Source organism: Brevibacillus migulae (assembly GCF_004521915.1).
Lineage (GTDB): Bacteria > Bacillota > Bacilli > Brevibacillales > Brevibacillaceae > Brevibacillus_F > Brevibacillus_F migulae.
Genome location: NZ_SDKD01000003.1, coordinates 154,996 through 178,432, shown reverse-complemented (window position 1 = coordinate 178,432; position 23,437 = coordinate 154,996). Strand labels below are relative to the sequence as shown.

Genomic DNA, 23,437 nt, shown 5'->3' with positions numbered 1-23,437 from the left:
ATAATCACCCTTTAAATGTAGAATATGAAATCTCGGTAGGTAGCCGCATCATTCCATATACTAACCTTGAATTGGTAACTTCAAAAGTTATCGCATTATCAATCCAATCACACATATCATGGTTAGATAAAGAGCCGTTAGCAATAGCGGGAGATATCGAATAATGACCTTTTAATAACTCTGGAACATGGATCTCAAACAATATAGTTTGGATCATATTTTTATCTCCTTTATCGATTTTTATCCCTTCGAGATATGTGTTAGTTGCGGTTATATCATTTCCTAATCGATCTCGCATAACAAAACCGATAATCGGATTATCTACTTGGGCCATGTACTTTACAGATATTTTCACGTTGACCTTTTGGTCAGAGGAGTCTACAACCGTTATTGCATTATCTTGATTATCGAAAATCCCTACACCAATGATTTTGGCCATCTCATTGCCAAATCGATTATCAATATTAGGAATGACGGTAACCATCTTAATATCTGCATCTTTCCTTTGGTGACTCCACACTTTCTCCTCTTCTTCGGATACTCCGGACAAAGTCTCTTGGTATACAAGTTTTAAATACTTATTTACCATTAATTCTGGATTGCCTTGTTCGATAATCTCACCATGGTGCATGAGAACTGCATGATCGCACAAGCTCTTTACTGCAGATGTATCGTGAGAAACAAAAATAATAGTCTTTCCTTCAGATTGCAATTGTTTTATTTTGGTCATACACCTTTGTTGAAAAGCTACATCCCCCACTGCAAGTGCTTCATCGATGATTAATATATCAGGGTCTACGTTTATCGCTGTGGCAAAAGCCAATCTTACAAACATTCCGCTTGAATATGTTTTTACTGGTTTACTAATAAATTCACCTATACCTGAAAACGAAACAATATCATTAAACTTTTTATCAATCTCACCCTGAGACATACCAAGAATCGAAGCGTTTAAATAAACATTTTCTTTTCCTGTAAAATCAGGGTTAAATCCAGCCCCTAGTTCAAGTAGAGCGGAAACTTTACCATTCACCTGAATATCCCCATGGCTAGGGTGAAGAATCCCAGCGATTACTTGCAAAAGGGTACTTTTCCCCGAACCATTTGGGCCAATAATTGCAACGGTTTGACCTCTACCGATATCTAGGTTTATATTCTTTAAAGCCCAAAATTGATCCCTTTTTCCCGGGATAAAAAACTCCTTAAACCGTTCGATTGGATTAGAATAGTCATGGAATTTTTTACCTATATTTCTCAATTTAATCATCTCTGTCATCTCTCCGTACCTTTCCAACTATAGTACGTCTGCAAAGCCTTTTTTCAGCTTATGAAATATAACAAAACCTATAAAGTATATAACCAGACTAAAAAGCGAAAACTCTAATAAAAATAATAAATCAGGATTATTCCCCCAAAAAAGGGTGTCACGGAAATAGGTCACGACTTTTGTTAATGGATTTAAATTAAATATCCACATATACTTTTCTGGAATCATTTCTTCGGTGTATAAAACTGGTGTAGCGTAAAGCCATACTGTTGAAACGAGTCCAATAATTTGACCTAGATCACGAAAATAAACCCCAAGAGAGGAGAGTATGAAGCCAATTCCACTCCCCAAAAAATGTAAGGCAGGCAATATCAAAGGTAGATATACTATACTCCAATGTAGGCCATTACCCAAAACAACTAAACCAAGTATTAGCATTATCAAACCAATTAGCATATTAAATAATGAAACAATTGAAGTTACTATCGGAAAAATCTCCAGAGGGAATACTATTTTTTTGACGTAATTCACCTTTGAAATTACGTCTCTTACTGACGTCGTTATGGTTTCATTTAGTGCCAACCAAGGCAATAAACCACAATATAACCACAGGGCGAAATCTGTACCAATTACACCTTGGTTTGTACTTATCTTCGTTTTTAGGATGAACGAAAATACAAACGTATATATCGCAATTAGCGAAAGATGATGAAATAGAATCCAACTCTTGCCAAATAAAGACCCTTTATATTTACTTTCAATATCACGTTTAGAAAAATTATTAATCAATTCCCGGTGTACCCAATGTAATCGGAAAGGATTAGTTTTCACTTTAATCTCCTTATTGTTGGAAATGAATTGAAGGCATTCTCTTGTGTATTATCCGATAATCGTTTTTGCTTGTTCAATAAACAAATGTGTTTGCTCATTAAGTTCAAGATTGCGTTTATCTGGAATACTTTGCTCTTTATAATGGTCAAAAAGTAATTCATATTGTTTATAATGTTCCAAAGCCTGCTTCGCATATTTAATTGCTTTTTCCTTATTACCCGCCTGATTATATTGGATCGCAATCTGTGTCTTAACCTGTATTAGAACATCAAAAGCCTGGCTCGAAAAACGATCATTTTTTAATGTCTTGTCTAGATATTCAAATGACTTATCCCATTCCCCTAAAACAAGAAATTTTTTCGAAATGGCAAGAAGTGCATTTGCGTTATTCGGTTCCAACTCCTCTATAACAGATATTTGTTCAATTGCTTTTGTTTTCCAATCATCATTCTTTTCATTTTGATAACGAGTTAAATACAAATCGGCCAGTTGTTGATGGTATTCCACCTTATAGGGATAAAAAAACACAGCTCTTTCAAAAACAGATTGAGCATCTTCAATCGACATCTCACTAGATAATGCAGATACAGATTTCTCAGCCAAAAGGAACCGAGCTGCAAAAATGCCGAAGAATAATACGCATACAGTCACGACGCCTAATATGGCTTTCTCTATAATTGACGTAAGGTGCCATTTCCTCTTCAATATTGGTTCTGTCGGAACAGCAAGCGCCAGTAGCCAGATTATCATGAACCAAACTGTACCGTATGAAAAGTCAAAGTCGATTGCTCCATGAATGAAAAGCATTAGTACTGCAACAACTGCAGCTTTTATAGTCAAACGTTCATCTTCCTGTACGGTAATCTGCAATCGGCGATAAATTAGTAAAAAGAGACCTCCTATTACTAATACAAACGTAATCAGGCCAAACCAGCCCGTACTCACTAAAATTTCTAGATAGCCATTATGAACTTCATTATTAAAATAAGGAAGTTCCTGGTATCTTGTATAAGCGACTTTCCATCCGTCTCCGCCAATTCCGATAAGTGGTGTGTCTGATACAACTTTAAATGCATCCTCATAAACATTGGTTCTTCCTAGCAGACTGGATGTCTCTAGGCTAATATCAGATACCCTTGCTTGCATGCTCTCAGGAAGTTGCTGATAAATCAATCCCTGTGATTTGAGATCTAGCATGATTAATAAAACTAGAACAATAAATACACCAGGCAAGACAAATTTAACTAATTTTCGAGCCTCAAGTTTAATGAACCCGTTATTGCCATTAACCCTTTTCATCAATAAATGAATAATAATGTTAACGATTATTGTAATTAATGTTGTAACGAAAAATGGAATGACTCCAACGTGTATTTCACTCTCGGCAGTGCTGACCATTTGTTTAAATACAAACAATGCTGCAACTGTAGATACGGCCGTAAACAAAATATATGCCAGTTGTTCTCTTATTTTTAATATAAGCAGTCCAAGTAACCATACAAAAGGAAAAACAAGAAAAACACCGCGTGAATAGGAATAAAATAACCCAATTCCATACGCCACCAATGGCAAGCTAAATAGGACGATTCTCCAAAGAGGTGAATTTTTATTAGTTAATGTGAAAAGTGCGAATAACCAAAAAGAACAAATGACTGCAGCAAACGTATTCGCGTATTGGAAGGTTCCCGTCAAGCGATAGTCTAGTAAGAGATCTTTAAATTCAAACCAACCCCATGAACCGAAAACTGAGAAAAATGCTATCCAAGTTCCAGTAAGGTGAAACATATTAGCTAGAAGTTTATCTACTACTTTATCCCCGAGTGAACTATTTCTCATCCATAACAGCATTAGAAATAAAGCTGAGTACGTTATCCAACGGAGTACATTCTCTATTGCTCCACTGAATGTCTCTGAGTGTGTAAGGGATATGATGTATGTGAATGGAACGATAAACAAAATCAAATAAATATTACTGTTGTGTTGTACAAGCTCTTTTTTCGTATAACGATATATTGCACAAGCTAAAAACACCAAAGCTACTATTACTTCGGTAAGATACATATCACTATCAAAAAATAAACCCCGTAGATACGGAGTATAAAGAAATAAAACCGATAAAATCGATACAGTAATCCAGGTCATCATACGCGTCATGATTATCCTCCCCGAATGTCAAAACTACTTGTTCTCTAATTCGGTTACAGTTTGCTTAATTTGTTCTTTAAATGGATTCCCTTCCGGTGCCAGTTTCAGATAGGTGCGGAAATTCTCCAAGGCATGTGCTTTATCACTCAATTGTAAGTAATTCAATCCTATAAAACGATATGATTCATAAAAGGCCGGGTCTTTCGCTGTTTCTGTTAGCATTGTATTCGACTCTTTATACTGTTGTTTGACGAAAAGAATCTGTCCTTTTTTAAACTTTAAGTCAGTGAAATTCGAATCTACAGCAAGACCCTTATCTGCTGTTTGCAGTGCTTCATCAAACGACTCTTTTGCCATCTGTAAAGCTGCAAGATTGTTATAAGCCGCCACTAATGTAGGAGTCTTTTGAATAGCGGATTGATAGAATCGTATTGCACTATCAATATCATTTTTCTTTCGATAGATGTTACCGATGTAAAAGTCATTCTGCCCATCTTTAGGGTTTGATTTCAGCAACTCTCCAAATATATTCATTGCCTCGTCTAGATTATTCGATTCATAAAGAGCCACTGCATTCTGATAATCTTCATTAACGCTGGCTTGTTGTTCCTCAGCTTGAGTAGAAGGCTTTGTATTAGTAGTAGTGTTAGAGCTATCTTCACTACATCCATATGCGAATAGAAGTACAAATGCGAGTGCATATATAAAGCGTTGGTATTTCATTATTATCCTCCTATAAAGTTTACCTTTAAATACAACCATATCATTTTAACATATAAATTCTTGTTTGCGCCTTTTTTCGCTTACAATTTTATTTCCATATGTGTCTAACCTAAAAACATTACGAGTAGAATCTTTATGTACATCGAAATAGCAAAAAACAACCTTACTCCAAGTCGGAGTAAGGTTGTATCTGTTACAATCTTTTTTATGAGTATTACTCGTAACACTCAATCAAAGATGCGTTATTGCGATACATTAGTTAGCAGTGATAGCAGATGTGTTAACTTTCACTTTGTTACCAGTAGTATCAGCAGTATCGATGTTTTCTTTGTAGGTAGCAACTGTTACAGTTTGCGCTGTGTTGTAAGCAGGCAGAGTAAGAGTTACTTTGTTATCAGTAGCGGAGATCGCTGTTGCAGCAACCTCAGTTCCGTTTACTTTTACTACAAAGTCATCACGGTGAGCAGCGTTATCAGTAACTGTAACGTTCTCGCTGAATGTCAGAACCAACGCAGTGGAGGATTCTTTCTTAGCGGAAACGAGTACTGGATCAACGTTGTCAGTAAATGTACCAACAACGATGTTTTTGCTCGCTGCACTCAGCTTGCTACCATCAACAGCTACTACATTGTCAGAGATAGTGAGCAATGCATTACCAGTAGAAGCGATTGTCTCATCTTCCAACTCAATCTTAACAGTGTCTTTTCCACCATCAAAGTAGATAGCGTTAGCTTTCAAAGCTGCATTGTTAAGTTTGTAGTTAGACAGGGTTGTAGCTGCAGCAGTCATGTCAGTACCAAAATTGATAGTGATCACGTTGCTTGCAACAGTGATGTCGCCGGATTGAGTCAGGTCAATATCGCCTACAGTAGAGCCAGACTTAGTGATAGATACAGAAGTAGCTGCGTTGGAGATACCAGCCAAGTCTTTTACTGCACCTGCACCCAGATCAATTGTGTAAGTACCAGCATTGATCAAGTTAGAAGTTTGAACAGAGTCAGCAACTACACGGAGAATAGTGTTTTTGCCGTTTGCATCAGCTGCAACAGATACTCCGCCAACGTTGATAGCTTTACGTACGCCATCTTTGTCTTTCAAGATAACTTTAGAAGCGTCAACAGTTGTATTCAATTCTTCGGAGAATTGGATATCGAATACTTCTTCACCAGAAACAGTGTTAACTTTGCTGAAACGAGTTACTACTGCTGGAGCAGCACCATCTTTAGCAAGAGTTACATTATTGGTGAATTGGTTTCCATACATATCGTTGTTCAACGCTTTGTAGCCAGAAACAGTTACGGAAAGAGCTGCGGATGTTTCGCTGTCACCGTATACAGTTACTTGACCATTGTCAGAAACAGTTACTTCGTACTCATCGTCAGTACCGGATCCGTCAACTGGAGCGATAGATGCGTTCAAAGCATAACCGTTTTTCTTAACAGCAACTGTTGGAGAAGTTACTTCTTTGTCAAATACAACTTTGAACTTGTATTCACCAGTAGCTTCAAACTTGCTCACAGTTGGAGCCGCAGTATCAACAGTTACGTCAAATGCTTTTGTCAGGTAAGGAGCGTTGTTTGGAGTTGGTTCGAGGTCAGTAACATTAGCAAATGCTACAGTGTGAGAACCAGCTGCCAACCCTGTTGCAGCACCAGTCAAAGTAAATGTTTGACCTGGGAAAGTCAAACCAGGAGCTGGTACGTTGAAGGATTTATTGTCGATAGTGATCAGGCCGATACCAGCAACGTACTCGTCGAAAGTAACTACCAAATCATTTCCTTTTACTTCAACGCTTTTCACTGCAGGTGCAGTAGTGTCAACATAAGAGAATGTTTTTGTAGTATCTTCAGCCAGAGCGCCCAGAGCTTTGTTCAGAACTGTCTTTTTAACAGTTACAGAAACATAGTCTCCTGTTTTCAGAGCAGTGTTCAATACGATAGTAGCTTTGGAAGCATCGTCTTTGTTAACAGTTACTGTATAAGCGGAAGTTGCCAATGCAGTACCGTTGTTAACTTTGATTACGTAGTTAGCTTCATCTTCAGCTGTGATAGCATCCAACTCATCGTCGAAGTCAACAACGATGTCTTTTGCGTTAGCTGCAGTTACACTGTTCAGAACCAGTTCACCTGCTGGTGTGCCAACTTCTGGTTTATAAGTACCAGTAGGATTTCCATCTTCACCAATCACGTTGTAAGAAGCAACGAAATCGGACTGAACCAGAGCTTCATCCCAAGGATTTTGTTCGTTCAAGATCTCTTCAATGAAAGCGCCTTGACCGTTATCTTTTACGAATACGATGTCATCCCAGTTGCTAGTGTTAGTCAACGCTGCTTTGAATTCAGCGAATGCAGAATCGTTCAGATCAAGAACGCTCATCAGTTCGTAGAATTTGCCAGTGTTGTTGAAGTACAGACCAGCTTTAGGAGCTGCGAATGCAGAGGAAGCCATGCTGGCAACTACAGCAGTTGAGAGTACGGAAAGTACCAACTTCTTGTTTTTCACTTACTACCCCTCCAAATATTAGATAGGAATATCTGTCTTTACTAGTTGGTCAAGGTCGCTTTATATGTAGGGATTCAGGGAGACTAGCTCCCTGAATCCATCATATATTCGATCCCCTAAACCGTTATACTATCGGAGTTACTAGGTTAGCGATTAGCGAGCTTGGAAAGTTACTTCTGCTTCGTCTTCTTCGCCATCTTTGCTAGTTACAGTCAGAGTTGCTTCAGTCAGGTCAGCGTCCAAAGAACCTTCCCAAACCAATTTGTTGCCTTCGATAGTTACATCTTTCTTAGTACCGTTGGAGAACTCGAGTTCAGCAGACTCAACTTCGTCAGCATCTACTTTCAGGTCAACGGACAGTTTGTACAGTACAGTACCGATTACGTTAACTTTTGTACCAGTTACTTCGTCAGCTACAGCGTCGAAGTCATCTTCGTCTGGAGGTGTAGTACCGCCATCATATTTCTCCAACCAAGCATCGTAAGCATCTTCCAGGTCGTATTCTTTGATGTCATCTTTGAAACCAACGATTACAACGTAGTCGATTTTGTTACCGTCATCGTCGCCATCGATCAGAACTGCGTAGTCGCCTTCGTCGATACCGCCGTTGTCAGCTACACCGTCAGCGTCGATGTAAACAACTTTGGAGCCCAATGGATATTTCTCGCCATCAGTACCTTTGATGTCTTCATCGTCGTTTTCGTCAACTTTCACAACGTGGATTTCGTCTACACCATCAGCATCCAGATCAACTACAGTGTTTTCACCGAGGTCATCACCATCGTAGTGTACTACTACGTTAGCGTTGTCGATTTCCAACTCGTTATCTGCGTTCAGAGTGTAGGAGATGAAATCGCCGCGGTCGAACTTAGCCAATGCATCTTCCAGGTCATCGTCGAGAACGATGTCTTCTTCAACCAATTTGCCGTCTTTTTGGATCAGCATAGTTACGTTGTCACCGTTTTGAGTGCCCAGATCTTTAACGATACCATACTGCCAGTCGGACTCGATACCTTCACCGTCAGTGATGAACATGAACTCAACATCTTTGTCTTCGTTCACAACAGTTACAACAGTTTTGTCATCGTCTTCAGCGATGGAGCTGAATTTACCAACTTTAGCGTCTTCGATTTCCAGACGATCGTTGGAGATAACTTTTGTACCTTTGTGCATGTCGAACACTACAGTGTCGTCTTCTACATCATAGGTAGTACCATCGTATTTCACTGTTTCATCGTCTTCGTCAGCTGCATCGTCCCACTCTTGGCCAGACAATTCGAAAGTAGTGAACTCTTCGGTATCTTCGAGGTCGATGTATTCAACTTCTTCAACATCGCCTTCTTTGTCCATTTTCACTTCCAGAACTACTGGTTTGCCATCTTCCAGAGACAGAGCGCTTTCGATTTCATCTTCCTCGAGACCTTTGATGTCATCAGCTTCGAGTTCGATTGTTTTGTTAGCTTTAGACTCAGTCAATACTTTGAAAGTCCACTCGTCGTTAGTGTTAGGAACTGCGGAACGAGTCAACAGAGCGTATTGTTTACGATCGGATACATCGTCTTTAGTTTCGATGTGACGGATACGTCCATCTCCACCCAGGTAGAATTTCACTTCTTCACCGTCGAGATCCAGAGCTTGGTCGCGAGTGATAGTTTCATCTACATCTTTGTTCGCGTTCTCGGAGTAAGAAGCGGAACGGCTACGGTATACTTTATCGCCTACTTTGAAGCGGAAGTCAGAAGCGGAACGAACTTGTACGTCGTCTACTTTACCTTCTACTACATTGCGGTAAGCCATTACCAGGTAACGGTCACGGTTGCCATCAGCGTAGAATACAGAGTATACGTCCATTGGTTTCAGGTCAGCCAATTTAGCAGGCGCACCGTTCAAGAATACCAGGAAGTCTTCTCCTTCTTCTTTGTCGCGCAGGTCTGTGAAAGTACCGCCTTCGATGTTCTCGATTTTTTTGCTTTCAGCATTGATTTTTTCGATTACTTCAGAACCGTACTTCACTTTGGAAGAACGTTGGTCTGCAGTAGCGTGGTCAACTGCATGGATGTAAGCGATTTTGCCTTGGTCATCCAATACAACTTTCACGTTCAATGCATAGTCATAAGCCATTTTGATGATTTCTTGGAGACCTTTAACAGCTTTCTCATCAGTGCCGTAACGTTTGAAGTTGTAAGTTACAACTACATCTTCAGAGAAATCGTAAGTTTTGCCGCTGTCGAGTTTCAGTTCCAGATCTTTCAGGTTGTCTTCGTCCAGATCAGAACCGTCTTTTGTTACTTTACCGTCGATGTAGAATGTATCAGACAGGTCGTTGATTACATCCTCATCTTCAGCGCCTTCCATCCATACTACAGTGTCGTCAGCATCGTCTTTGATCCACACTTGAACGTGTTGACCAGCGAATTCGTTAACGTTTACACCGTCAGCAACTTTGTAAGTGCCTTTTGGAGTCAGATCGCCTTTACCAGTGTCAGCCAATGTAACTTCGTTTGCTTTCAAAGAACCCAAACCAGTTACAGGTGTGTTGGAAACGTATGGCAGATCTTTGTAGTTATCTTCTTGTTTGTCTGCCCAATCCATGTCGTATACTTTCACGTCGAGGTACTCAGTCAGAAGAGATTTGTCTTCTTGTACATCGAAACGGATGTCAGTACCGTACTCAACTTGTTTCATCAAGTCGATGTTCAGTGCGTTGTCGAGCATTTTGAATACATCGCCACGAGTAGCTGCGTTGTTAGGAGTTGCAATTGTTTTCGCGATACCCAACTCGGAAGCTTTGGAGATGTAGTTGTTTGGCCATACACCTTTAACGGATGGCTCGTAACCCAGAGCGCGAACGATCATAGCAACCGCTTCAGCGTAAGTTACGTTGTTTTGTGGTTTGAAAGTGTTGTCAGTGTAACCTTTAACCAACTCTTCAGTGGAAGCGATGTTCACGAAACCAGCGAACCAGTCAGAAGCGTGAACGTCTGTGAAGTTAGCTTGGGAAACTGCCAATTTAGCACCTTGCTCCAAACCGCGTGCACGAGCTACCAAAGTAGCGAACTCAGCACGAGTGATTGTTTTTTCTACGCCGTAGTCGCCGTTGCCATAACCTGCAACCAATTTCAATGCTTCGAGGCGTTTTACTACTTTCTCAAGAGCTGGATCCATTGCTGGAGCAGCTGTTGTTGTTGCTGCTGCTTCTTCCGCACCTACAACTGCAGGTACAAGGGAAACTGCCAGTGCACTTGCCAATACGCTGTTAACAACCTTTTTCATAACCTTTTGTTCTCCTCCTCTAGTATAAACAAATTGTTCTTGGGGAATATTATTTCTAGTTATATCTTTCTTTTTAAAGCCCGAATCCTGCAAGCGCGTTTCACCTCCTTTCGCAGGATCGTGGTTCATTTACGAATGTAAAAGTTCGATCATTTCGTATTGTGTAAAATGCCACAATGACTAGTGTACCATAGAACCTAGCATACGTGAACCTTTTTTACACAATTCCCTTATTGCTGTGACATTCTATTAAACGCTTCATCCAGAGAAAAGTTGCGGTGCCTTCAAAACTTTTTTTAAAAAACTTTTGTGGACGGCTTCGCCTCAGTATTTTCAAGGGCTCGTGTCCCGCTCACAATTTGTATTATAGGGGTTGTATGCGTGAAAGTCATCGCTAAGCTTTTTCCAAGTTGCCCAAAATCATGCGGAAAAATGGCTTAGTTGCCCAGTACGGTATCGAAATTCACCACAGCCAGGTTGTAGCTGCGCAGTGCCTCTGCATATTCGTTTTCTTGGCTGGCCAGCTCTTCTTCTGCCTGGATCACTTCCAATGTAGTGGCCAAGCCGTTTTCAAAACGCAGGTTGATCAGTCTGTAGCTTTCCGCTGCAGACTCTTTTGCTTTTGCCTTGAACTCGGCATTCAGCTTGGCTGCATTCAGATTGTAGTACGCTTCTGCAACTTCCATTGTAATGACACGTTTTTGATCATCCACGGCGATCTTCGCCAGCTCTACGTCATTGCGGGCGATTTTCCCTTGGTATGTGGACAGTGCGGAGTATTGTGCAATTACATCCACAGTCACTTCCGCCAGGCGAACTTCTTCTTCCGCTTTCGTGATTTCCACTCGCTGCTTCAAAGCCAGCTCTGTCGCTTCCTGCAGGGAGAGTTTAGGGGCTGCCAACTGCTTGTTGGTCGTGTCTACTTCCCATTTCGTGCTCAAATCTACTCCGAGGAAGTCATTCAGCTTCATGCGCGCCGTTTCCAATGTGTTTTCCGCTACCGCGAGAGCTGCTTGTGCACCGGCTACACCCATCTCGGTCTGCAAAATATCCGTTTTTGCCTTTGTTCCCACTTCAAACGCTGCTTTTGCCACTTTCAATTGGGTTTCTGCTCGTTTCAAGCTTTGTTTTTTCAATTCTACGTCTGCCAAGGCATGCACAAAGTCGTAGTACACATTTTGCGCACCAAGCTTGGTTTTGCTTTCAGCCGATTTCACCTCGAGGCCATTCAGTTTTCGAATGGAATCCGCTTGTGCTTTTGACTCGTATTTGCTTTGAGCTGTCTGCAGAGACTCGATCATGTCAGACTTGATTTTTCTCGCGCTTGTATACATGCGTGTCGCATTGATATCGGACGTCTTCGCTTGCAGGCGAACGTTTTGCAAATCGCTGTTGGATGTCAGTGCGATTGCTACCGCTCCCTCTAAGGTCAGCTTTTTGCTTGCAATGGCTTGTTTTGCAGTTGCGTCTTGCGTGTTAGCTGGCGCTACTTGAATTTGTCCTGGCTGTGTAGTCGTGCTATCTGCAGCGTATGCTTGACCTGCTGTAGCCAGCACCATCGCGCTCAAGGCAAGTGCTGTCCATTTTTGTTTGGAATAAGGGAAATTCTTCATGATCTCCGCTCCTTTTATCAATTATTTCGTGTGCGAAAAAAACCAGACAGTTCCAACATGACTATATCATAGTTATCGGATTTTTTCTTTTGAATTTCATTATTTCCGACTCCCGACTTAGATCCGCCTCCTTCTAAGGAAGGTGATTGTCTTTCCGGATTTTTTCCCGTACATTGTTTATACGAAGGACTGCGGGAAAAATTTCACATTGCACAAGTGTAATATATATAAGGAAAGGATGAGGTGAGTCAGAGATGTTAGCTCAATATAAAACGGTGGCAGGATATGGCGAGAAGGAGATCGTGATTGAACGTTCACGGTTTATCGGATATGCACAGCGTGTGACGACAGAGGAAGAGGCTGTCGCCTTTATCGCGATGATCAAGAAAAAGCACTGGGATGCTACTCACAACTGCTCCGCTTTTGTGATCGGGGAGAATGATCAGATCCAGCGGTCCAGTGATGACGGGGAGCCAAGCGGAACTGCCGGAAAGCCGATTTTGGAATGTATCAAGAAGAATCAATGCAAGGATACTGTGGTGGTCGTGACCCGTTACTTTGGCGGGATCAAGCTGGGGGCTGGCGGACTGGTTCGGGCCTATACGGCTGGGACTGTCGCCGCATTGCAAGGGGCCGGGATTGTCGCACAGATCTTGCATGAGACGATCTCGGTTAGTGTGGACTATACCTGGTGGGGTAAGGTTGAGAATGAGCTGCGGATTGGCGGGCAGCGAGTGGCGGATACCGTGTATACGGATAAGGTGACCGTGCATGTGTTGATTCCTGAAGCAGACGGAGATGCGTTTGTTGCTCACTTTGTGGATTTGACGAATGGACAGGCGGAGATCGTGCGTGGGGAGAAGGTGTATGTGGAGGTACCGATTGAGGCGGTTGGTGCGGAGGAGTAATGGATGAGTTGAATCTTTACTGTTTGGTTGGGCTAAAGGAATTTAGCCCTTTTTGGCTTTCTTCTATATAAAGAAGTAATCATTTATGACGACAGCTTCATTTTCATATGGTTTATTCTTCTGAAAACGCGACCTGGCCATATCAAAAACTTAACTTGTTGTGACTATTGTCTTCTTTTACGATGAAGGGAGCAGTCAGAATCCTAAAGTGAAAGGGGCCATTTCGTGGATAAGACGCTTACTGATGTGTATGGGTTGCTTGAGAAGGTTGTATTGAAGCTGGACGAACATGACAGGCAGTTTGAGCGGATTGAAATGCGGTTTCAGCGGATTGAGGCTCGATTTGTTCAGATCGAGTCTAGATTCGAGCAGATCGACGCTCGTTTCGAACAGATGGAGTTTAGGTTCAAGCAGATCGATGCTCGCTTCGAACAGATGGAGTCTAGATTCGAGCAGATCGATGTTCGCTTCGAACAGATGGATTCTAGATTCGAGCAAATCGACGCTCGCTTCGAACAGACGGAAAAGCAATGGAGTAACCAAGGGCGAAGATTAAATAGTATAGAAGAAATGGGTGCCAGGTTGATCACGATGGCTGCTGATAACCATGCAGGCCTCCAGGAAGTTCACAGACGACTTGAACGGATTGAAGTCGATTTGAGTGAGCTGAAGGCCATCTCAGATAGTAATCGATGCCACACTTCGTTTTTAGACAAGAAGGTCTGGGATAATGAAAAGGAGTTGTTTCTTCTGCGGGAACGTGTGGAACAGCTACATGCTCATAAAGAAAAAGAAGCTGAAGAGGATTGAATCTCTTCAGCTTCTTTCATTATAAGGCTTATTGTTTCGGAAGTTTTTTCAGTTGAACCATAACGCGAACAGTGATTACTGCCATTTCTGCACGCGTCAAGTTGTTTCCAGGCAAGAAACGGTAGGTTGGTTTCTTTGCAGAGGCATCGTTTGGTTCACCATTCATCAGTTTCGCTTTGGTTACAGCCAGTACTGAAGTTACTGCATAGTAGTTAACGTCCTTCCCGTCAGTAAACAGTTTCAGCAGATTTGCTTTCGCAGCATCTACGGAACCCGTTGTCTTGAGATTGAGTGCACGGGCGATCATCACAGCTGCTTCTTCACGAGTCAATGAATTATCCGGTCTGAAGTATCCTGGTTCGGCACCGCGAATAATTCCTGCACGTGCAGCTGTTTCAATATACTTGTACTGATAATCCCATGTATCGCGGGATGGACGTACATCAGAGAAAGTAGGCTCTAACGGATCACGTTGGTTGCTGTCACGATATGGGCCAGCGTTGATTGGAAGATCCAATGCTTTTACAAGCATAGTCGCAAATTCACCGCGAGTCATATCCCGGTTAGCACCAAAGGTACTTCCGCTGTATGCTGGCATGATACCTTTCGCATACAAGGTTTCCATGTCTTCACGTGCATAGTCATGGCTAACCACGTCATCGTAGGATTCACGGGTTTTCATTACCATGTAGAAACCAAAGCCTTCGAAAGGAACCGTTACAACCTTTTTACTGGTGTTCACTACACCGCCAAGGTTATGCCATTCATCACCATCGTGGTAGTAAACGGTCAAGATGTTGTTTGCTGCATTTACAATCGAGGTATCGTATTTAATCGAAAGTGTACCAGCCTTGCTTGGTACGAGATTGTCTTCCCAACGATTCTCGAAGGTTTCTACATCATCGCCTTCTTCCGCATATGGATCTCGGCCATATGGCGCGTTAATATCCCCAGCGTCGATGTAGTACAGTGGACTCGCATAGTTAAAATTCGATTCTAGTGTTAGACGATTCTCGAGGTCATCGTCGTCAATCGTTACAGCACCAGTCGTACGATCAGCGATACCGAAGTAGATCGGCACATCTACAAAAATGTCTGCGCCTGGATTTCTAATTTCGTCAGTCGCCTGCTCATCAGTCGGAGCGAGCAAGACAGTTCCTGTTGGGAACTTCAATTCCAACGCCTTCTCAAATGCGCTGAAGGACAATTTCTTACCCAATGTATCTCGGTATTCGGCACCGTTTACAGATGAGTTCGCATTATAAATTTTGATCTCATCATTATAAGTGGCTTCACCCACTTGAACGGTATACTTGATTGTGTTTAAGCCTTTTTTGAGAGCCACGTTTGCCGTAAAAACATAATACGTTTCCGGTACTGTTTTACCAAGCTTACTATCATAATAGAAGTCACGCTTCGTCGAGTCCGTATTCGTTACTGTTGCTTCCGTTTTTCCAAACAACACTGCTGTTGCATTTTCCGCGAAAATTTTAATTGGAACGCTGTTGCTATTTACAATGATATAAGGATCGGATTCTTTTTCCTTAACCGGAGAAAGAACAGTCCAACTGTTGCTGGATTGGTCGATCAACACATCGTAACGGACGATAGTACCGTTGTCATCCTCGGCTACGATTGTGTAAGTTGTTCTTCCACCTTTGCGCAATGTCATTGGGAATAATTCGAGAAGATCTTCTTGGTCTTTAGCATCGGTCACATTGTCTTGAATCTTCTCAACCAAATTCCCGTATTGGGAGCTGGTCATTTTGGATTCGAATAATGTTTTCGACTTACCTTCGAAGTTGTTATCTTCAAAGAACGTTTCCAAATCCTCATCGATCACTGCTTCTTGGTAAGCGGTCTGGTAATCCTGATGACTAGTCTCTATCTCCCAGTCACCGCTGTCGTAGCGATGATCGCTGATACGTTCACCGTTCTTTTCAATATAAACGCGTGTTGCGTCTTCTACGTTAAAGGAGAATTCACTCAGATAGAATGATTCTGTCTTATACGCAGTATCTGACGCCTTTTTCGTTACTTCAACATCCTTGTCATTCTGTCTGACTTCGAGCTTGATGTCGGTGACAGAAGGGGTCTTAGATGTATTGTAGGAAACGTTGTAGGTAAAGGTAACTTGTGGTTCGTCAGTCAACTTGATTTTCAATACGTTGTTACCTTTTTTGTATGGTAACTTCGACTTATCAATCGTAAAAGTACCTTTGGAGGTATCAATGTCACCTACTGCAAGGTTAATCTTATTACCATTCAAACTCGCTTCAAGATTTGAAGTGGTCAATACATAGTTGTATACCTTACCATCCAAGTTACGAATATCATTGTCATTTTGGATTAGGTATCCATCTTCAAACGTTTTTACTTGTCCGGTTGTATCAACATAGGTAAGTTGAACATACGGAGTAATTTGAATGTTAAGGGTATAACTTACTGAAACTGTAGGATTCGCTGGATCTGTCGTATCACTGTCATACGTAACTGTCAGCGTACCTACACCAGCAGGTAACTTATTTAGTTGAAGCTTAAAAGTTTTGTTACCTGTATCAAAATCACTCAGTACGTAATCGGTTCCTTTGGTCAAAGTACTGCTGTTAAAGGAAGCCGAAATATTATTTGCGTTCAACATAAAGTTTTCAACGGTGAATTGTAGTTCAAGCGGCGAAGTTACAACTGTGTTGGTCCCCGTTGAAAGAGGTAATTTGGTTACATTATTAATAACAGATACAAAACGCGGTTTTGTGCTGTCTTCATACTTAAATTCATAAACATAATTGTTGATATCGATATAGCCTGAAGGAGAAGTTAACGTATTATTGGACGCCTTTGTCAAGTATTGATAACTTAATGCGACCTTATAGGTGCTTCCATGCTTCAGTTTTCCAGCATCAATGGTCCCTTTTAAATCATATTCGGTAAAGTTTGCTTGTGGCTTTGTAGGGCCTGTATATGTGATACCAGGAGTGGTCCCCTTCGAGTAGATAGACCAAGTGTTAGACGTATTTCCGACTTCTGTAAAAGTCATCCGGAATTGATCAAATACTTGAGTATCCGTAATATCCACAAAGCGAATCAGCGCCTTACCTGAAACAACAGCTGCATCCGTATTCATATCTAAAGTTGCTGGAGCCGCATAGGTAATAGTGCTATTCGGTACAAGGCTAGTCCCTGTTGTTGCTCCAGATTTTGCAATCTTTGCTTGATAAAACTGATTTGCACTATCGGACGAGTTTGTTGCGACGAGCACTTTGCGGACGATTGTACCCACTTCTTTATTGCTATTGAAAGCACGGAAAGCCAAAGTATTTTCCCCCAATTGAGTTGGCACATTGGCGGAAAAAGCACCTGTTCTGGACACTTCAGCACTAACCGTTTCATTAATTGTTATATTTTCAATTTCAACTAAATCTGCATTTTTCGCCATACCGTTCAAATTCAGAGTTAAACGATTAGCTGAAGGAACCGTTACATAAGTGACTTCGGAGCTTGAATCAACCAGCTTAGTATCATCAATCGCCAAGTCGCTCAGCAATGGCGTGTTGTTGTATTGAACATAAAATTGAATATGTTCCTTAGTAACATTTCCTACCCGTTCATAAAAAGCAATCTGATTTAATCCCGGTTGTAGAGAAACATCCGTAAACGTAAAGTTCGATCCATTTACGCTAGGTGCGGTGTTGCTCAAATCTTGAACTGTTTGACCATTATTGGTGATCAACTTCAGGCGAAGATTGCTTCCTACAACTCCCCCACCAAAAGTACCCGAGATCGTAATTTTCGATTCTCCATACAATACCGGTGTATATGGTGTTGTACCTTGTCCAGAAAAACCAGTAATGGTAATTGGACTATCGTTTGTTGAGTATTGATAATAGATGACATCTGTTTCACCCGTATTCGGTGCGTAAACCTGAATCGAGTTCAATCCGGCTGCCAAGTCAATATTGGATAATGTCATTTCAGTATTATCCGTTTTCGCGTTTGTACCACTAATTGTTTGAACTACCGAGCCATTCACACGAACCTGAATAGAAGGTACCAGATCGGTGGCCTTGTTGTATTTAATTTTCAATCCAGATAATGTTCTACTTGTTGCCGAGATAGGAACTGAAGGAGAATCACCTGTTAGTGTAGCTGTTTGATTAGGGGCAGTGGAAAAAGTCAGCGCCCCTGTGGAGCTTGGCACAAATTTATAGTACAGCTCCACTTTATCACTGGGGTAACCGGTTGGATTTACAGTCACCTTTGTAACAGTTCCATCCGCATTGAGCGGAATATTGGGTAATTCAACGATGCCAGCCGAAGAAAATTTGTTTGTATTGGTAATGCTCGACCCATTTACAACAACGTCAATTCCTACGTTATTGTATGAACTGGAAGTGTTCGTCAGTGTAATTCCAGGATTTGTCCCCACCTTGCCGATCACTGCGACATTTGTCTCAACCGGATTGGCGGATGAACCAAAAGCGTTAACTTCTGATGATGTGCCGGTATTGTTGACTACTAAGTTTGATGGATTTGTTACACTCCAAGTACCAGCCGCAGACACTATCCCTATCGGAAGGAGACCGGTGACTAGTAGCATCATGGTCAGCCATGCCGCAAGGAGACGCCTTGCTTGTTTTTTTGATTTTAGCACGTGTTTTTTCACCTCTCCTGAAAATTTCGTTATTAGCTATTCCTTTGTCCTTCATATATCGGCAAGATTCGAGCAATTCTTAAGGGGTATCTGGAATTTCCTTAATGAATTATGTAGAAAGTCCCAAAACAAAAAAGAGCCTGGAAACAGGCTCTTTCATATTCCATTCATAACCTCAATGACTCCGCCGCTGCGCCATCACTTTCAACCTGCGATACGCATTAATCAACGGCCGGTGTCTGCGGCTTACCAAGCCAACCGCTTCGCTCGCCATATGAATCACGAACAGCATCAGCGCGATCAGGATAATGGTCGTCCACAGACCCGAGGTTTGCGACAGCACGATCGCCATCGTCCCGAAGAAGATGCTGATCAAATAAATCGTGATCACCGACATGCGGTGGGACAAGCCCATGTTGAGCAGGCAGTGGTGCAGGTGGCCTTTATCCGGGCTGGAGATCGGCTTCTTGTTGACAATCCGGCGGATAATCGCGAAGAAAGTATCCCAGAGCGGAACGCCCAGCACGACGATGGGAATAATAAACGACACGAAAACCGCTTCTTTAAAGCCCATAATCGACAGCGCTGCCAGGTTGAATCCAAGGAACAGCGAGCCGGTATCCCCCATAAAAATGCGGGCCGGGTGGAAGTTAAAATACAGGAAGCCCAGGATCGCGCCGAGCAGCACGAAGCAGTAAGTGGCAACCACCCAGTCCTGCTTCATGATTGCGACAACCGCCATGGTAGCGGTCGCAATCGCCGACACACCTGCGGACAATCCATCCAAGCCATCGATCAGGTTGATGGCATTCGTAACGCCCACGATCCAGATCATCGTGATCGGAATCGCCAGCCAGAACAGCCAGCCTGTCGAAAAATCAATAAATCCGTCATACGGCAGTTTCACTACACCGATTTTCAAGCCAAATGGCACTACAACGACAGCCGTCGCCAGCAGCTGGCCAAGCAGCTTCCATTTTGGCGAGAGCTGCAGCTTGTCATCCAGCATGCCCGTGATCATGACGATGGTGCCGCCGATCAGGATCCCCAGCAGTTCCTTCTTGCTGGTGAACGGGACAAACAGGAAAAACGAAATGACAAAGCCGATGTAAATGGCGAGTCCGCCTAATCTCGGCATGATGCGCGTGTGTACTTTACGCTGGTCAGGTGCATCCACCGCACCGATCTTGATGGCCAGCTTTTTCACGTAGGGTGTTGCGATGAATGCGAGTATCAACGATGTCAAAAGTCCAAATACCAGATTGGACATGTAGAGTTCCCCTCTCCTCTATACAAACCATACACAATTATATTTTCAATTTTTCACGCCATACAGTCAGGACAAATAGCGGAATCGCCAGCTGTCTCCTCCATCTCGAAGGCTGCTTGAGCAGGCGGTAAAACCATTCCAGATGAAGCTTTTGCCAAAACACGGGCGCTCGCTTGACCCGCCCGCCGATCACATCGAAGCTGCCTCCCACTCCCATCACCAGCGGCACCTGCAGCTGATCACGGTACTTGGAAATCCACTCTTCCTGTCTCGGCGCGCCCATCGCGACAAACAACAGATCCGGCTGCAGCGAGGTGATCTCACGGACAATTTCAGGCTCATCTTCTGCACGGAAATATCCGTCGCGTGCACCTACAATCTGCGCTTGCGGGTAGCGCTCTGCCAGCCGCTCACTAGCCGAGCGGTTGGACTCCGGCGAGGCACCTAACATATATACTTTCCACTTGCGTTCGTTTGCCTGTTCCATCAAGGCTTCCAATAATTCGATCCCGGTAATTCGCTCATGGATCGGCTGGTGCAGCCATTTTGCCGCATAGACAATGCCGATGCCATCCGGTACGACGTAGGCTCGTTCCAATATCGTTCGAAGCTTTTCTTGCTCTCTTGCAATCATGACAATTTCCGGATTTGCTGTAACGACATGTGTCATTTGACCAGATTCAATCCGTTTGACTAGATCGGCTACCGTCTCTTGAAAGCTGCGGGTAGAAAACCTGACTCCCAAAATCGGCGCGACGCTGTTATTCACTTTCGTTCACCTTCATTTATTCCATAGACGTCATGCAGGCCGCAAAGGTTGCATCATTAGCCATTCTACCCGAAAAGAAAGGCACATACAAGAAAAATCATGCATGTGCCTAGCTGTTCTTGGATTAGCAAAACTTGTCTTCATCAAAACGGATGACCTGGTTGGAACTGTGTTCGTGCCAATCCTGCCGATGGGTGAACCCGGATTCTATGCGTTTGCGTCGGAAAGGGCAAACATCAATTCGCCTTCTGCCACTACTTTTCCATCCACTTTTGCAACCCCATGGCCTTTTCCGATCGATGCACGCACGCGGGTCAATTCCACTTCCAGCACAAGCGTGTCGCCAGGCTTGACCTGCTCCTTGAAACGGAAGCCGTCCAGACCGGCCAAGAGACCGATCTTCCCTTTATTTTCCTCCACGCTCAGAATCGCCACTGCGCCTACTTGAGCCAACGCCTCGACAATCAACACTCCCGGCATGACCGGATATCCAGGAAAATGACCTTGGAAAAACGGTTCGTTGATCGTGACATTCTTAATCCCTACCGCTTTTTTCCCCACTTCCATTTCGACAATGCGATCGACCAGCAAAAAAGGATAGCGGTGCGGAATCAGTGCCTGTATTTGATTGATATCCAATAATGTCGTCATTTCCATATACTCATCTCCATTTCCATCAATTGAACGCCATCCCTTTGCATGAACAAACGGGTGGGGATTTAGACTATAGACAACTCCTTCTCTCCTCGGGAGAGCGGGTTTCAGATAAACGGGCACTTCCCACAGGGAACGTGCTCTTGTCCCAACAATTCGCTTTACTTCACATATAGCTTGTTAAGCAGTCGAACCTTCATCAGATAGACCGCGCTCGTGACGATCGAAAAGGCGATCACCATCCAGAGGACAGGCTCTCCATATGGGAACTGGAACATGACCAGGGTAAACGCGATGTAAAACATGACCGTAGTCACCTTGCCAAATGCATTGGCCGGGACAGTCTTTTTCCCGCGGATATGGTAAAAGGCCGATGTAACAATCATGGCCAAATCCCGCATAAAGAATACGATCGTCGCCCATACGCTGATACGCTCCGTTAAGAATAGCGACGCGATCACAGCCATCATCATCAGCTTGTCAGCCAACGGATCCATCATGGTGCCAAATGGCGTGACCAGCTTGTATTTTCTCGCGATGTATCCATCTACAATATCCGTCAGTCCCGCCAGTATCAAGATCAGATACGCGATCGAAATATGGTACGGAAACGGATCAAAAAAGATGTATAAGTAAGTAGGGATGAGTGCGATGCGAAGAACCGTTAATGCATTCGGAACATTCATCGAATATCCCTCCGTATACTTGCCGTAGAAACCATCATGTGCATGAAATCGGGCACTCCCTCACTTAGAAAAACTTGACTGCGCCAAGTCTTTGGCGGAGCTTCGTTTTTCTTATGTCGATGGGAATCAATTCCTATCGACCAAAAAAGACCGCTTTTTTCATTATACTATCTTCCATGTTTATACAGCAAGCTTATGCAAGCACAAAAGAAAAGACCCCTCCTTTTGCCAAGAGGGGCTATCGTCCGATCAAGTGCCAGCAAAGATCAAATCATACATATGCTTGTACGTTTCCAGATCAAACACCTGCGATACGGGCTGATCGCCAATCACGCTATAGCCGATTATCAGACCGATCACCAGCGCGATAAAAAGCAGGAAAGGAACGAACAACATCCGTACCAGCACGTTCACCCATGGCTTTCCCGTCTTTTTCTGCTTTTGCTTCGCGGAAGTCATGTCTGCTGCTTCTCGTGAGTAGTTACGCCCTTTTACCTGATCCATCAAAGGCTTCCTCCGACCTTGCCAAAATTAGCGGTTGCGCAGTGAAGTGGCGATCCCCATCATCTGATCGCTGATGTTCACTGCACGGGCATTGAATTGGTACGCACGCTGGATCAATACCAATTGCGACATCTCCTTGGTCATATCCACATTGGAGGTTTCCAATGCACCTTGACGCAAAGGGGATTCGACTGTGGCCAATAGCGCTCTCTGCTGAGCCGAGACTTCAAACTCGTTTGCCCCAACCTGCTGGTATTGGTCCAGGTTGTCCACTCTCCAGACGGGAATCTTTCCTCCCGTGTCATTGGAAGAGATCGTGCCATCCTGTTCGATCTTGAAAGCAGCTGCGCTGTCGAGCGTGATCTCCACACCGGATTCGTCCAGCAAAACATCGCCATTCGCCGTGACCAGATTGTACGAACCTGGGTACGTCAAGGACGGGCTGATTCGAAAGTTACCGTTTCGCGTCAAAAAGGTTTTTTCATTTCCAGGCTGATTGATGTTACGCCCAACCATGAAGTATCCTTCGCCCTCAATCATCAAGTCCGTCGGCACATCCGTTACCTTTACGCTGCCCTGCGCCAGATTGAGCTTCGTCAAGCCTACTTTAACGCCGCTGCCGACGCGCAATCCCGGAGGAGACGTGCGCTGGGTATCAGCACCCGGCTGCTCGCCCACACTGTCAGCCAGCAGCTCCGAAAAGGCAACATCACGCTTTTTATAGCCAACCGTATCCACATTGGCCAGGTTGTTCGCCGTGGTATCCAGAGCGTATTGAACGCTGCGCAACGCTGCTGTAGAAATGTTAAGTGACTGCATTCAACCCACTCC

Annotated in this window: 16 protein-coding genes; 2 read left to right on the top strand and 14 right to left on the bottom strand. The window is 43.3% G+C overall.

Annotated features, from left to right (window positions below; all coding sequences use genetic code 11):
- Positions 1-4: 4 nt before the first annotated feature.
- From EIZ37_RS04940 to EIZ37_RS04910, 7 genes are all read right to left on the bottom strand, one after another.
- Positions 5-1,267, bottom strand: coding sequence for an ABC transporter ATP-binding protein (locus EIZ37_RS04940; protein WP_167568672.1), 1,263 nt, complete (start codon positions 1,265-1,267; stop codon positions 5-7).
- 27 nt (positions 1,268-1,294) lie between these two features.
- Positions 1,295-2,098 carry an ABC transporter permease gene (locus EIZ37_RS04935; RefSeq protein WP_167568670.1) on the bottom strand — a complete coding sequence of 268 codons (804 nt, stop codon included), beginning with the start codon at positions 2,096-2,098 and terminating at the stop codon, positions 1,295-1,297.
- Positions 2,099-2,146: 48 nt separating this feature from the next.
- Complete coding sequence (locus tag EIZ37_RS04930; protein WP_134683459.1) at positions 2,147-4,252, bottom strand: O-antigen ligase family protein; 2,106 nt, start codon at positions 4,250-4,252, stop codon at positions 2,147-2,149.
- Positions 4,253-4,276: 24 nt separating this feature from the next.
- Positions 4,277-4,966 (bottom strand): tetratricopeptide repeat protein, encoded by a 690-nt coding sequence (locus tag EIZ37_RS04925; RefSeq protein WP_167568668.1) that lies wholly within the window; start codon positions 4,964-4,966, stop codon positions 4,277-4,279.
- Between the two features lie 255 nt (positions 4,967-5,221).
- Entirely contained in the window at positions 5,222-7,468 is a 2,247-nt protein-coding gene (locus tag EIZ37_RS04920; RefSeq protein ID WP_134683457.1) for a SwmB domain-containing protein, read from the bottom strand.
- A gap of 153 nt (positions 7,469-7,621) precedes the next feature.
- Complete coding sequence (locus EIZ37_RS04915; protein ID WP_328591345.1) at positions 7,622-10,834, bottom strand: S-layer homology domain-containing protein; 3,213 nt, start codon at positions 10,832-10,834, stop codon at positions 7,622-7,624.
- A gap of 344 nt (positions 10,835-11,178) precedes the next feature.
- Positions 11,179-12,354, bottom strand: coding sequence for a TolC family protein (locus EIZ37_RS04910; protein ID WP_134683456.1), 1,176 nt, complete (start codon positions 12,352-12,354; stop codon positions 11,179-11,181).
- A 254-nt stretch (positions 12,355-12,608) separates the two neighbouring features.
- Between EIZ37_RS04910 and EIZ37_RS04905 the strand changes: the two genes are divergently transcribed.
- Together EIZ37_RS04905 and EIZ37_RS04900 are read left to right on the top strand one after the other, a co-directional pair.
- Positions 12,609-13,262 (top strand): YigZ family protein, encoded by a 654-nt coding sequence (locus EIZ37_RS04905; protein ID WP_134683455.1) that lies wholly within the window; start codon positions 12,609-12,611, stop codon positions 13,260-13,262.
- A 225-nt stretch (positions 13,263-13,487) separates the two neighbouring features.
- Positions 13,488-14,072, top strand: coding sequence for a hypothetical protein (locus EIZ37_RS04900; RefSeq protein WP_134683454.1), 585 nt, complete (start codon positions 13,488-13,490; stop codon positions 14,070-14,072).
- 28 nt (positions 14,073-14,100) lie between these two features.
- On the opposite strand, the gene EIZ37_RS04895 is transcribed toward EIZ37_RS04900, so the two are convergent.
- From EIZ37_RS04895 to EIZ37_RS04865, 7 genes are all read right to left on the bottom strand, one after another.
- Positions 14,101-18,723, bottom strand: coding sequence for an S-layer homology domain-containing protein (locus EIZ37_RS04895; RefSeq protein ID WP_134683453.1), 4,623 nt, complete (start codon positions 18,721-18,723; stop codon positions 14,101-14,103).
- Positions 18,724-18,898: 175 nt separating this feature from the next.
- Positions 18,899-19,993 carry a glycosyltransferase family 4 protein gene (locus tag EIZ37_RS04890; RefSeq protein ID WP_134683452.1) on the bottom strand — a complete coding sequence of 365 codons (1,095 nt, stop codon included), beginning with the start codon at positions 19,991-19,993 and terminating at the stop codon, positions 18,899-18,901.
- Between the two features lie 37 nt (positions 19,994-20,030).
- The gene (locus tag EIZ37_RS04885) at positions 20,031-20,762 is read right to left on the bottom strand and encodes a WecB/TagA/CpsF family glycosyltransferase (protein ID WP_134683451.1); all 732 of its coding nucleotides are present in this window, start codon (positions 20,760-20,762) and stop codon (positions 20,031-20,033) included.
- Between the two features lie 207 nt (positions 20,763-20,969).
- Positions 20,970-21,419, bottom strand: a complete 450-nt coding sequence (gene fabZ / locus EIZ37_RS04880) for a 3-hydroxyacyl-ACP dehydratase FabZ (protein ID WP_134683450.1) — start codon at positions 21,417-21,419, stop codon at positions 20,970-20,972.
- 158 nt (positions 21,420-21,577) lie between these two features.
- Entirely contained in the window at positions 21,578-22,102 is a 525-nt protein-coding gene (gene pgsA / locus EIZ37_RS04875; RefSeq protein WP_134683449.1) for a CDP-diacylglycerol--glycerol-3-phosphate 3-phosphatidyltransferase, read from the bottom strand.
- Between the two features lie 249 nt (positions 22,103-22,351).
- Positions 22,352-22,606, bottom strand: a complete 255-nt coding sequence (locus tag EIZ37_RS04870) for a DNA-directed RNA polymerase subunit beta (protein WP_134683448.1) — start codon at positions 22,604-22,606, stop codon at positions 22,352-22,354.
- A 27-nt stretch (positions 22,607-22,633) separates the two neighbouring features.
- Entirely contained in the window at positions 22,634-23,425 is a 792-nt protein-coding gene (locus EIZ37_RS04865; protein ID WP_134683447.1) for a flagellar hook-basal body protein, read from the bottom strand.
- Positions 23,426-23,437: the final 12 nt, after the last annotated feature.

Excerpts from the sequence above, each read along its gene's own strand:
- EIZ37_RS04940 (WP_167568672.1), bottom strand. The coding sequence starts at position 1,267 with ATGATTAAATTGAGAAATATAGGTAAAAAATTCCATGACTATTCTAAT.
- EIZ37_RS04930 (WP_134683459.1), bottom strand. The coding sequence starts at position 4,252 with ATGACGCGTATGATGACCTGGATTACTGTATCGATTTTATCGGTTTTA.
- EIZ37_RS04925 (WP_167568668.1), bottom strand. The coding sequence starts at position 4,966 with ATGAAATACCAACGCTTTATATATGCACTCGCATTTGTACTTCTATTC.
- EIZ37_RS04910 (WP_134683456.1), bottom strand. The coding sequence starts at position 12,354 with ATGAAGAATTTCCCTTATTCCAAACAAAAATGGACAGCACTTGCCTTG.
- EIZ37_RS04905 (WP_134683455.1), top strand. The coding sequence starts at position 12,609 with ATGTTAGCTCAATATAAAACGGTGGCAGGATATGGCGAGAAGGAGATC.
- EIZ37_RS04890 (WP_134683452.1), bottom strand. The coding sequence starts at position 19,993 with ATGTCCAATCTGGTATTTGGACTTTTGACATCGTTGATACTCGCATTC.
- fabZ (WP_134683450.1), bottom strand. The coding sequence starts at position 21,419 with ATGGAAATGACGACATTATTGGATATCAATCAAATACAGGCACTGATT.
- pgsA (WP_134683449.1), bottom strand. The coding sequence starts at position 22,102 with ATGAATGTTCCGAATGCATTAACGGTTCTTCGCATCGCACTCATCCCT.
- EIZ37_RS04870 (WP_134683448.1), bottom strand. The coding sequence starts at position 22,606 with ATGGATCAGGTAAAAGGGCGTAACTACTCACGAGAAGCAGCAGACATG.
- EIZ37_RS04865 (WP_134683447.1), bottom strand. The coding sequence starts at position 23,425 with ATGCAGTCACTTAACATTTCTACAGCAGCGTTGCGCAGCGTTCAATAC.